Here is an 11,257-nt window from a genome sequence, read left to right on the forward strand (position 1 = left end):
TCCTTTTTCAGATGGCTGTCGGTCATTGCTGACCGTAATCTCTGGCGCCAAACAGCGCGGTACCGATCCGCACCCACGTGGCGCCTTGGGCGATGGCCGACTCGAGGTCGTGGCTCATGCCCATGGAAAGTGTGTCGAGCGGCAGATTCAGGCTGGCCTGCAAACGTTGCACGGCAGCAAAAGCGGCATCTTGTTCGGCGCGATCTTCGGTCGGCTCGGGAATCGCCATCAGCCCGCGCAGTTTCAGCCGGGGCAGGGCGCTGATGGCCTCGGCCAGCGCCGGTAGGTCGGCCGGGGTGCAGCCGGACTTGCTGGCCTCACCACTGACGTTGACCTGAATGCAGATGTTCAGCGGCGGCAGCTCGGTCGGGCGCTGCTCGGACAGGCGTTGGGCGATTTTCAGGCGATCCACGGAGTGCACCCAGTCGAAATGCTCGGCGATGGCGCGAGTCTTGTTCGATTGAATGGGGCCGATGAAGTGCCAGATCAAGGGCAGGTCGGCCAGTTCGAGCTGTTTGCCCAGGGCTTCCTGCAGATAGTTCTCGCCAAAGTCACGCAGGCCGGCGGCGTAGGCTTCACGCAGGTCCTGCGCCGGTTTGGTCTTGCTCACGGCCAGCAACTGGATGCTGTGTTCATCGCGGTTTGCAGCTTTGGCCGCTGCCTGGATACGCGAACTAACCTGAAGAATGTTGTCTGCTATCGTGGACATCAAGAGGCGCCGGCGGTCTGAAGGTTCGCGGCATTCTACTGGAATTGAGGGACGCTATGGATATCACTGAACTGCTGGCGTTCAGCGCCAAACAGGGCGCTTCCGACCTGCACCTGTCGGCCGGTCTGCCGCCGATGATCCGCGTCGATGGCGATGTGCGGCGGATCAATCTGCCGGCGCTGGATCACAAGCAAGTGCACGAATTGATCTACGACATCATGAACGACACCCAGCGGGTCGACTTCGAGAAACACCTGGAAACGGATTTCTCGTTCGAAGTCCCCGGCGTGGCGCGCTTTCGGGTTAATGCGTTCAACCAGAACCGGGGCGCCGGCGCGGTGTTCCGCACCATTCCCTCGAAAGTGCTGAGCATGGAAGACCTCGGCATGGGCGACGTCTTTCGCAAGATCACCGATGCGCCGCGCGGGCTGGTGCTGGTGACCGGGCCGACCGGGTCCGGCAAATCGACCACGCTGGCGGCGATGATCGATTACCTCAATACCCATCGCCATCACCATATCCTCACCATCGAAGACCCGATCGAATTCGTCCACGAATCGCGCAAATGCCTGATCAATCAGCGCGAAGTCCATCGCGATACCCGCAGCTTCGCCACGGCGTTGCGCTCGGCGCTGCGCGAAGATCCGGATGTGATCCTGGTGGGTGAGATGCGCGACCTGGAAACCATTCGCCTCGCACTGACCGCTGCCGAGACCGGGCATCTGGTGTTCGGCACGCTGCACACGACGTCAGCCGCCAAGACCATCGACCGTGTTGTCGATGTGTTCCCCGGCGACGAGAAGTCCATGGTCCGTTCGATGCTGTCGGAGTCGTTGCTGGCCGTGGTGTCGCAGACGCTGATCAAGAAGATCGGCGGCGGACGGGTGGCCGCGCACGAGATCATGCTGGGAACGTCGGCGATCCGGAACCTGATCCGCGAGGACAAGGTGGCGCAGATGTATTCGGCGATTCAGACCGGAGGGTCGTTGGGGATGCAGACACTCGACATGTGCCTGAAGGAACTGGTGACCAAGGGCTTGATCAGCCGCGAGCATGCGCGGGAAAAGGCGCGTACGCCGGATAATTTTTAAGAGAGGCTTGTGTTGCTTTCACTGGCCTCTTCGCGAGCAAGCCCGCTCCCACATTGGATCTGTGTCGTTCACAAATCAAATGTGGGAGCGGGCTTGCTCGCGAAGGGGTCAGTACTGCTTGAGCAGATTCCGGATCAGTCGACTCAGCGCTGAACCACACGCATCTGTTTGCCAGCCGGTTCTTTCGGCAGCACACGCTTGGCAACTACGTAATGCTGTTCCCAGTACGGCTTGTTCAGCGTATCGATGCTCACCGCTTTGCCACGGCGTGGTGCGTGGATGAAGCGGTCGTTGCCCAGGTAGATGGCAACGTGGTTGACCCGACGGCTCTTGATGTTGAAGAAAATCAGGTCGCCCGGCTTCAGATCCTTGCGTTCGACTTTCTCGCCATGCCCGCTGGCCATCGCGTTGGAAGTGCGTGGCAGGTCGAATGTGGCGTCGTTGAACGCATATTTCACCAGACCACTGCAATCGAACCCTTTACTTGGGCTGCTGCCGCCCCAACGGTAGGGAGTACCGAGGACGTTCACCGCACGGCTCAGGACGTTGCTGCTTTCCTTGTTGGCCATCGGTGGCACCAGCTTGCCGTGATTCTTGCTGGCGAGCGTGGTGTGTTTCGTTTGTTTGCTGCTCTTGCTCGAAGGAGCCGAAGCATGGGATTTAGGGGTGAAACCGTTAACGTTGGGAAGACGTTGCTCACGATTGGTGGCGTGGGCGGCCAGTGGCATTAATAGGCAAATAGTTAGCCATGTCTTGAAAAATGGTCGCATTAGGCGTGGCTCTTATGTGTTAGCGCGCAACTTTATAACAGCTTTTTTGTCCCTTCCGAGGCCGTTGGTCGATTCCATCGGAGGGCAACGGAACCAAACAAGCGGCAAACGGACGCAATTGTCGGACAGAAGTCCGGTGCTATAAGGCTTTGACGGACGACACGGTAACATTTGCCGTACGTCGGCTACATGTAAAAAAGTCACAAAGAATTAAAGAAAATTTATCTATCGTGTGAATCGAGGTCTTCATGAACCGCTATCAGCAGGTCGCTGCACCGCAGGATACGCACAGCAAAATCATCGGTTATCTGCTGTGGATTTTTGGTTTCACCGGCGCTCACCGCTTCTATTACGGCAAACCGGTGACCGGGACGATCTGGTTCTTCACCTTCGGTCTGCTGGGCATTGGCTGGCTGATCGACGTGTTCCTGATCCCGGCAATGGATCGCGAGGCGGATCTGCGTTTCACCGCAGGGCCGATCGAATACAACGTGGCGTGGATTCTGCTGACGTTCCTGGGCGTGTTCGGCGTGCACCGGATGTACCAGGGCAAGTGGATCAGCGGGTTGCTGTATCTGCTGACCGGCGGGTTGTTCTTTATTGGTGTGCTGTATGACTTCTGGACGCTGAATGATCAGGTTTCGGTGCGTAACGCGCAGAATCGCGGCGCCTTTCAGTAACCTGTGGCGAGGGGATTTATCCCCGATGGGGCGCGTAGCGGCCCTAAAACATTCAACCGCGGAGGAACTGAATCACCGCGGTTGTAGATTGAGGGCTGCTGCGCAGCCCATCGGGGATAAATCCCCTCGCCACAATGTCCCTCAGCAGCCGGTTACGCCTGGTGACTGATCCGCCCGTCCACCAGCGTATAGCGCACCACACCCGGCAGGGTGTGCCCAAGGAACGGGCAGTTCTCGCCCTTCGACAGCCAGCCTTCACCGGCCACGGTGGACGCCTTCGGGTCGAACAGTACGATATCCGCCGCACCGCCCACCGCCAGTTTGCCCGCCGGCAGACGCAGTGCATCCGCAGGCCCGGCACTCAGGCGCGCCAGCAGGGTCGGCAGATCCAGCAAACCATCCTCAACCAGCGTCATCGCCAGCGGCAGCAGCAACTCCACACTGCTGATGCCCGGCTCGGTCGCGCCGAACGGTGCTAGTTTGGCGTCGCGTTCGTGCGGCTGGTGATGGCTGGAGATCGCCGAAATCACCCCGGACTTCACCGCTTCACGCAGGCCGTCGCGGTCGGCGCGGGTGCGCAGCGGCGGTTGCACGTGATACAGGCTGCTGAAGTCGATCAGCGCTTCATCGGTGAGGATCAACTGATACAGAGCGACATCGGCGGTGACCTTCAAACCACGGGCCTGCGCCTGAGCGATCAGGGCCACGCCGCGCGCGCTGGTCAGTTGGCTGAAGTGCGCGCGCACGCCGGTCTGCTCGACCAGCAGCAGATCGCGAGCCAGAGCCACGGTTTCCGCGGTTTCCGGAATCCCCGGCAGGCCGAGGAAACTGGCGACCGCGCCTTCATGGGCCAGACCGCCATCCGCCAGATCGTGATCCTGCGAATTGAAAATCACTGTCAGGTCGAAGGTCGCCGCGTATTCCAGCGCCCGGCACAGGGTGCGGGTGTTGCGGAAACTCTCCAGACCATTGCCGAACGCCACACACCCGGCGTCGCGCAGCGCCACCAGTTCTGCCAGTTGCTCGCCATCCAGCCCTTTGCTCAGCGCGCCAATCGGAAACACCTTGGTGTTGCCGGCTTCGCGGGCGCGGTCGAGGATCAGTTCGGCCACCGCCGAGGTGTCGAGCACCGGTTTGGTTTTCGGCGGGCAGCACAGGCTGGTCACGCCACCGGCCGCTGCGGCGCGGGTTTCACTGGCGATCGTGCCTTTGCGGCTGTAGCCCGGCTCGCGCAGGGCCACATTCAGGTCGACCAGGCCCGGTGCTGCAACCAGACCGTTGGCGTCGATGGTTTCCACAGCGGTGAAACCGGCCGGTGCGGCGCCGAGGGCGACGATCTTGCAGGCTTCAACGTGAATGTCGGTGATTTGATCCAGGCCGCTGCTTGGATCGATGACGCGGGCGCCGAGAATGCTGAGCTTCACTGGGCGTTCTCCTGCTCGAATTGACGTTGCGCTGTTTGCCCGCTCATGGCCATCGACAGCACGGCCATGCGGATGGCGATGCCGTAGGTGACTTGATTGAGGATCACCGAGTGCGGGCCGTCGGCCACCGCGGACTCAATCTCTACCCCACGGTTGATCGGCCCTGGGTGCATGACGATGCAATCGGGTTTGGCCCCGGCCAGACGCGCGGTGGTCAGGCCGAACAGGCGATAGAACTCGCCTTCACTCGGCAGCAGGCCGCCGGTCATGCGCTCACGCTGCAGGCGCAGCATGATCACCACGTCGACGTCCTTCAGGCCTTCGTTCATGTCGGTGTAGACCTTGACGCCGTACTGCTCGATGCCGATCGGCAGCAGAGTCTTCGGCGCGATCACGCGGATGTCCGGGCAGCCGAGGGTCTTCAGCGCGAGCATGTTCGAGCGCGCCACCCGCGAGTGCAGGATGTCGCCGACGATCGCCACCGAGAGGTTTTCGAAACCGCCCTTGTGCCGACGGATGGTGAGCATGTCGAGCATGCCCTGGGTCGGGTGCGCGTGACGGCCGTCGCCGCCGTTGATGATTGCCACCTGCGGGCAGACGTGTTCGGCGATGAAGTGTGCGGCGCCGGAATCACCGTGGCGCACGACGAACATGTCGGCGGCCATCGCTTCGAGGTTGCGCAGGGTGTCGAGCAGGGTTTCACCTTTGCTGGCCGACGAGGTCGACACGTTCAGGGTGATCACGTCCGCCGACAGCCGCTGGGCCGCCAGTTCGAAGGTGGTGCGGGTGCGGGTGGAGTTTTCGAAGAACACGTTGCACACGGTCTTGCCGCGCAGCAACGGGACCTTCTTCACCGCCCGGGCACCGACTTCGAGGAACGAGTCGGCAGTGTCGAGGATTTCCGTCAGCAACTCGCGGCGCAGGCCATCGAGCGAGAGGAAGTGGCGCAGCTGGCCCTGATCATTGAGCTGCAGCGGGCGCTTGGTATCTAGAGGCGTCATCGCGAGGGGGACTCTCAATAAGGGCGGGTTAGGAATTCAGGTCTTGCAGTTCGAGCGTCAGCGGCTCCGGGCCGGACAGCTTGACCCGCTCATTGGCGGCCAGCGACAGCGTCGCGCCGACCACGTTCGGGCGGATCGGCAGCTCGCCGGCGTCCAGGTCGAGCAGGCAGACCAGGGTCACGCTGGCCGGGCGGCCGTAGTCGAACAGTTCGTTCATGGCGGCGCGGATGGTCCGGCCGCTCATCAATACGTCATCGATCAGCACCAGATGCTGGCCTTCGATCTCGAAGGGCAGGGCCGAGGGGCGCACTTGCGGGTGCAGGCCGTTCTGGCTGAAGTCGTCGCGGTAGAAGGAAACATCCAGCGTGCCCAATGGCGCGTCGCTGGCCAATTCCTTGAGCAAGGCCTGCGCGACCCAGATGCCGCCAGTGCGGATGCCGATGTAACGCGGTTCGCTGATATCACGCTGTGCAAGGTGCGCCTTGAGGCGGGTCGCCATCTGGCTGATCAGATCGGCGGGATTGGGCAGGCTCATGGTTGCTCCTTCGTGATTCCGAGCCGCGTCCTGCCGGACGCGGCTGGGTTTATAACCAAAAGAAAAGCGCCGAAGCGCTTGTCAGGATTCAAACAATGCAGTGTTTTCATCGAGCCAGCCCTGCAACAGCAGAGCGGCGGCGATGGCATCCACCGGGTTGTCGCGGTAACTGCCTTTCTGCCCGCCGCGCACCAGTCGTTCACCCTTGGCTTCAAAGGTGGTCAGGCGTTCGTCGTGGGTATAGAAGGGCACATTGAAACGGCCATTGAGACGGCGGGCGAATTTCTCCGCGCGCAGGCACATCTCGCTGGGCGTGCCGTCCATGTTCAGCGGCAGGCCGACCACCACGGCGTCGGGTTTCCATTCCTTGAACAGCGCTTCGACCTGATTCCAGTCGGGCACGCCGTTCTGCGCTTTCAGGGTGCACAGCTCGCGGGCCTGGCCGGTGATCACCTGGCCGACCGCAACGCCGATCTGTTTGGTGCCGTAGTCGAAGCCGAGAATCAGGCGCAGGGCCATCAGGCGTGCCCCGCCTGGCTGGTCAGCAGGCTGAGGTTGATCCCCAGATGCCGTGCCGCCGCTTCCAGACGCAGTTCGCTGCTGGTGTTGAACAGGATGTCGGCGTCGTACGGGCAGGTCAGCCAGGCGTTGTCGGCCAGCTCGGCCTCCAGTTGCCCGGCTTCCCAACCGGCATAACCGAGGGCAATCACGCTTTTCGCCGGGCCTACGCCGTCGGCGATGGCGAACAGCACGTCCTGAGAGGTGGACAGCGCCAGATCACCGTCCAGCTCGACGGTGGCCTGAAAGGTCTTGCCCGCCGGGTGCAGGACGAAACCGCGATCGGTCTGCACCGGGCCACCAATGAAGATCGGCACATGCTGGCACAGCGCTGGCGGATCGATGTCCGGGCGCAATTGCTCGAGGATGTCAGCCAGATTCAGCTCTTGCGGTCGATTGACCACCAGCCCCATGGCGCCATTGGCCGTGTGCTCGACGATGTAGGTCAAGGTGTGGGCAAAGTTCGGGTCGGCCATGTGCGGCATGGCGATCAGGAAGTGATGCTTGAGGTAGCTGGGGCTGACGTTTTTCATGAGCGATAGTGTGGCGTTCAAGGGGCGAACTGACAAGCTGAGGATCAGAGAACAACGCAGATCCATTGTTGAAGCTGAACCTTTGTGGTGAGGGGATTTACCCCCGATGGGGCGCGAAGCGGCCCTGAATCCATTGACGTGATATGCCTGACATACCGCGCATGCTGGTTTTGCGACTGCTTCGCAGCCGATCGGGGATAAATCCCCTCACCACAAAAAACCTGTATGCCGGCGGTCAGTTACTGGAGAGCTTGTCGCCCCGGGCGAATTTCCAGGTGCGGATGATTTCCAGTCGGTCGATATCCGACAGATCGCCGGTAAACGGTGCAAACGGTGCCGCCAGCCGGACGATGCGCTGCGCCGCCTGATCCAGCAGCGGCTGGCCGGAGGACTCGAGCACCAGCACTTCATACAGCGAGCCATCGCGGTTGATCGAGACCATCAGCCGCAGGTTGCCGTAGATCTGCTTGCGGCGCGCTTCTTCCGGGTAATTGAGGTTGCCGATGCGCTCGACCTTCTTGCGCCAGTCATCCTTGTACCAGGCGCCCTTGTCGCGCATGGTCGAGGCCGCGCTCAAGCGGTGAATGCGCGGGCGTTTGGCGTACAGCTGTTGTTCGTTGGCCAGTTCCGCTTCGAGGCTGGCGATGTCGCTGGACAGCTGCGAGCTGTCGAATGTCGGCGCGTTGACCGCGGGTTTGGTCTCGGTTTTGGTTTCTTCTTTCTTGGTCGGCGCCTTTTGCTGTTTCGGCGCCACGGTGGTCACCGCAGCCTTGGGCGCCGCTTCGCGTACTTCCGGTTTGGCGGCCGGGGGCGGGGTGACTTTCTTGACCTGATTGTCCTGGAACGGCGCGACCTCGGTGGTCTTGGGAATCGCCTTCTTGTCGAGGGTGCCGCTGCCTTCCTGGTTTTCCTGAGCGAGGAAATCAGCCTTTTTCGGCTTGGTTTCGCTCTTGAAGGTGGCAAGGGTGATTTCCAGGGTTTTACTGATCTGCTTGGGCTCGACCATGGTAAAGCCGACACCGAGCAGCAGCGCCAAATGAATCAGCGCCGCGAGAAACAGGGTAAATCCGAGGCGATCGGCCGGGCGCACGCCACGGTGGGCGAGTTCTGCGGGCAGATCGGACGGGAGGGTCATGACAAGAAAACCAACATCGCGTTTTTCAGAGGCTGCGCATGATAACGCAATGTTGGTTTCACGCCTTGGGCTTCACGCTTCAAGCGACAAGCTGCATGTGACACACGTCAAGCTTGCGGCTTTTTGCCGGCGGCTTGCAGCTTCTTGTCGATCGCGTCCATCAGCATGCCGCCGATGTCGGTACCGAAAGCGTTGTCGATTTCGCGGATGCAGGTCGGGCTGGTGACGTTGATTTCGGTGAGGTTTTCACCGATCACGTCCAGACCGACGAACAGCAAACCTTTCTCGCGCAGGGTCGGGCCAACCTGGGCGGCGATCCAGCGATCCTTGTCGGTCAGCGGCCGCGCTTCGCCACGACCACCGGCCGCGAGGTTGCCACGGGTTTCGCCTTGCGCCGGAATTCGCGCCAGGCAGTAATCCACCGGCTCGCCGTCGATCATCAGGATGCGTTTGTCGCCGTCCTTGATTGCCGGCAGGTAGGCCTGGCCCATGATCTGCTGATTGCCGAGGGCGGTCAGGGTTTCCAGAATCACCGACAGGTTCGGGTCGCCGACGCGGTGACGGAAAATCGAAGTGCCGCCCATGCCGTCCAGCGGCTTGAGGATTACGTCGCCATGCTTGGCGGCGAATTCACGCAGCACATCGGCGCGGCGGCTGACGATGGTCGGCGGGGTGCACTGCGGGAACAGCGTGGCGAACAGTTTTTCGTTGCAGTCGCGCAGGCTCTGCGGCTTGTTGACCACCAGCACGCCGGCGGTTTCGGCCTGTTCCAGCAAATAGGTGGAGTAGACGAACTCCATGTCGAACGGCGGATCCTTGCGCATCAGGATCACATCCAGGTCGCTCAGCAGGTTGTCCTGCTCGGCGTCCAGTTCGAACCATTTTTCCGGGTTGGCGAAGACTTTCAGTGGCTTCATGCGTGCCCGCGCCTGACCTTCGGCCTGATACAGGTCGCGCTGCTCCATGTAGAACAGTTCCCAGCCACGTTTCTGCGCGGCCAGCAGCATGGCCAGCGAGCTATCCTTTTTATAGGAAATGCTGGCGATAGGGTCCATGACAATCCCGACGCGAACGCTCATTGGGTTTTCCTCGAAAATTGGCTACCGGATCGGTATTGAAAAAGTGCCGCCAGAGTGGCGCTGGCAGGGTTTTCGGTCAAGGAAAAACCCGTCGATAGATTGCATCTGGAGACTGTGCTAAAAAGGCTGGCATAGCGTGCTGGCCCTTGAGCATCAAGGGTTTCCAGCCATTACTCATCGCAAAACGGACAATTTGATTCGCAAAGGCGACGGTAGAGCCCTCTTATGGAACAGCAGTCCAGCGCCTTGAAGGTCATGGTGATCGATGACTCGAAAACGATTCGTCGCACCGCCGAAACGCTGTTGAAAAATGTGGGCTGCGAAGTCATCACGGCGATCGATGGCTTCGACGCTTTGGCGAAGATCGCCGACCACCACCCCGGGATCATTTTTGTCGACATCATGATGCCGCGTCTGGATGGTTATCAGACCTGCGCTTTAATCAAGAACAACAGTGCGTTCAAGGCCACGCCGGTGATCATGCTGTCGTCGCGTGACGGGCTGTTCGACAAGGCCAAGGGGCGGATTGTCGGTTCTGATCAATTTTTGACCAAGCCTTTCAGCAAGGAAGAACTGCTCGACGCGATTCAGGCCCATGTTCCGGGCTTCGCCGCCGTTTTGCCGCAGTAAGACACGTACAGTGACGCTCGGCCAGCGGGCCGGGTGTCGACAAGAAAAATGGGGAAGACCATGGCACGTATCCTGATCGTCGATGATTCGCCGACTGAAATGTACAAACTCACCGGCATGCTGGAAAAGCACGGCCATGAAGTGCTCAAGGCCGAAAACGGCGCCGACGGCGTGGCCCTGGCCCGTCAGGAAAAGCCTGACGCCGTGCTGATGGACATCGTCATGCCCGGCCTCAACGGCTTCCAGGCCACCCGGCAACTGACCAAGGATGCCGAGACCAGCCACATCCCGGTGATCATCATCACCACCAAGGATCAGGAAACCGACAAGGTCTGGGGCACGCGCCAGGGCGCGAAGGATTACCTGACCAAACCGGTCGAAGAAGACATGCTGATCAAGACCCTGAACAACGTGCTGGCCGGTTGATCGCGCGGCCATGAACCAGTCGCTGACCGCGTTCGAGCTGCTGTGGCAGATCGACCAGCGCTGCCGTCTGCTGGCGGCGGACCTGCCGTCGCAGCCCGGCCGTCAGGATCGCTGGAGCGGCATCGGTTTTCGCCTCGGCGAGCATTGGTACGTGACGCCGATGGGCGAAGTCAGCGAAGTGCTGCACGAACCGCGCTGCACTCAGTTGCCCGGGGTCAAGCCGTGGGTCAAAGGGGTGGCTAACCTGCGTGGGCGCTTGCTGCCGATCATGGACCTGTGCGGCTTTTTCGGTCACGAGCTGTCGCCGTTGCGCAAACAGCGGCGTGTGTTGGTGGTGGAGCACAACGATGTGTTCGCCGGGTTGCTGGTGGATGAGGTGTTCGGTCTGCAGCACTTCGAGCAGGACAGCTTCGAACCGATCTCGATCAGCAAACGCCAGGGCTCCAAGGCCGAGTTCGTCAAAGGCTATTTCCGGCGTGAGCAGAACTGGCGGGTGTTCAGCCTGTTTGCGCTGGCCAAATCGCCAGTGTTCATGAGCGTCGCAATTTAGTCGAAACACCACCCAAACCTGTGGGAGCGGGCTTGCCCGCGATGGCGTCAGATCAGTCGCCATAGATGTCGGATGTGCCGGCCTCATCGCGGGCAAGCCCGCTCCCACAGGGTTTTCGGTGAGCTTTAAATGGCGC

Annotated in this window: 14 protein-coding genes; 5 read left to right on the forward strand and 9 right to left on the reverse strand. The window is 61.0% G+C overall.

What is annotated here, in order from left to right:
• Positions 1-22: 22 nt before the first annotated feature.
• Positions 23-709 carry a YggS family pyridoxal phosphate-dependent enzyme gene (locus ACM6I7_RS14360; RefSeq protein ID WP_096795759.1) on the reverse strand — a complete coding sequence of 229 codons (687 nt, stop codon included), beginning with the start codon at positions 707-709 and terminating at the stop codon, positions 23-25.
• Between the two features lie 56 nt (positions 710-765).
• Between ACM6I7_RS14360 and ACM6I7_RS14365 the strand changes: the two genes are divergently transcribed.
• Positions 766-1,800: a type IV pilus twitching motility protein PilT gene (locus ACM6I7_RS14365; protein ID WP_003229114.1), complete on the forward strand. Its 1,035-nt coding sequence runs from the start codon at positions 766-768 to the stop codon at positions 1,798-1,800.
• 143 nt (positions 1,801-1,943) lie between these two features.
• On the opposite strand, the gene ACM6I7_RS14370 is transcribed toward ACM6I7_RS14365, so the two are convergent.
• Positions 1,944-2,570, reverse strand: a complete 627-nt coding sequence (locus ACM6I7_RS14370) for a C40 family peptidase (protein WP_003229112.1) — start codon at positions 2,568-2,570, stop codon at positions 1,944-1,946.
• 248 nt (positions 2,571-2,818) lie between these two features.
• Between ACM6I7_RS14370 and ACM6I7_RS14375 the strand changes: the two genes are divergently transcribed.
• The gene (locus tag ACM6I7_RS14375; RefSeq protein WP_007964113.1) at positions 2,819-3,250 is read left to right on the forward strand and encodes an NINE protein; all 432 of its coding nucleotides are present in this window, start codon (positions 2,819-2,821) and stop codon (positions 3,248-3,250) included.
• 152 nt (positions 3,251-3,402) lie between these two features.
• On the opposite strand, the gene ACM6I7_RS14380 is transcribed toward ACM6I7_RS14375, so the two are convergent.
• From ACM6I7_RS14380 to gshB, 7 genes are all read right to left on the reverse strand, one after another.
• Positions 3,403-4,674: a dihydroorotase gene (locus ACM6I7_RS14380; protein WP_367086072.1), complete on the reverse strand. Its 1,272-nt coding sequence runs from the start codon at positions 4,672-4,674 to the stop codon at positions 3,403-3,405.
• Positions 4,671-5,675: an aspartate carbamoyltransferase catalytic subunit gene (locus ACM6I7_RS14385; protein WP_003229107.1), complete on the reverse strand. Its 1,005-nt coding sequence runs from the start codon at positions 5,673-5,675 to the stop codon at positions 4,671-4,673. The genes ACM6I7_RS14380 and ACM6I7_RS14385 overlap by 4 nt, the downstream gene beginning before the upstream one ends.
• Positions 5,676-5,703: 28 nt before the next feature.
• A complete protein-coding gene (gene pyrR / locus ACM6I7_RS14390; protein WP_027610583.1) occupies positions 5,704-6,210 on the reverse strand; it encodes a bifunctional pyr operon transcriptional regulator/uracil phosphoribosyltransferase PyrR in 507 nt (168 codons plus the stop codon).
• Between the two features lie 81 nt (positions 6,211-6,291).
• Complete coding sequence (ruvX, locus tag ACM6I7_RS14395) at positions 6,292-6,729, reverse strand: Holliday junction resolvase RuvX (protein ID WP_003229101.1); 438 nt, start codon at positions 6,727-6,729, stop codon at positions 6,292-6,294.
• Positions 6,729-7,301 (reverse strand): YqgE/AlgH family protein, encoded by a 573-nt coding sequence (locus tag ACM6I7_RS14400; RefSeq protein ID WP_025109150.1) that lies wholly within the window; start codon positions 7,299-7,301, stop codon positions 6,729-6,731. The genes ruvX and ACM6I7_RS14400 overlap by 1 nt, the downstream gene beginning before the upstream one ends.
• Positions 7,302-7,536: 235 nt before the next feature.
• Entirely contained in the window at positions 7,537-8,436 is a 900-nt protein-coding gene (locus ACM6I7_RS14405) for an energy transducer TonB (protein WP_007964106.1), read from the reverse strand.
• Between the two features lie 107 nt (positions 8,437-8,543).
• Positions 8,544-9,515 (reverse strand): glutathione synthase, encoded by a 972-nt coding sequence (gshB, locus tag ACM6I7_RS14410; RefSeq protein ID WP_027610584.1) that lies wholly within the window; start codon positions 9,513-9,515, stop codon positions 8,544-8,546.
• A gap of 225 nt (positions 9,516-9,740) precedes the next feature.
• On the opposite strand from gshB, the gene pilG reads away from it, so the two are divergent.
• Genes pilG through ACM6I7_RS14425 form a run of 3 tightly spaced genes read left to right on the forward strand, consistent with a single transcriptional unit; the run spans position 9,741 to position 11,121 of the window.
• A complete protein-coding gene (gene pilG, locus ACM6I7_RS14415) occupies positions 9,741-10,145 on the forward strand; it encodes a twitching motility response regulator PilG (RefSeq protein ID WP_003229093.1) in 405 nt (134 codons plus the stop codon).
• A 60-nt stretch (positions 10,146-10,205) separates the two neighbouring features.
• Positions 10,206-10,571 carry a twitching motility response regulator PilH gene (pilH, locus tag ACM6I7_RS14420; RefSeq protein ID WP_025109154.1) on the forward strand — a complete coding sequence of 122 codons (366 nt, stop codon included), beginning with the start codon at positions 10,206-10,208 and terminating at the stop codon, positions 10,569-10,571.
• Positions 10,572-10,581: 10 nt separating this feature from the next.
• Positions 10,582-11,121: a chemotaxis protein CheW gene (locus ACM6I7_RS14425; protein ID WP_007964098.1), complete on the forward strand. Its 540-nt coding sequence runs from the start codon at positions 10,582-10,584 to the stop codon at positions 11,119-11,121.
• Positions 11,122-11,257 lie beyond the last annotated feature (136 nt).

Source organism: Pseudomonas sp. IT-93MI4 (assembly GCF_949767635.1).
Classification (GTDB): Bacteria; Pseudomonadota; Gammaproteobacteria; order Pseudomonadales; family Pseudomonadaceae; genus Aquipseudomonas; species Aquipseudomonas putida_A.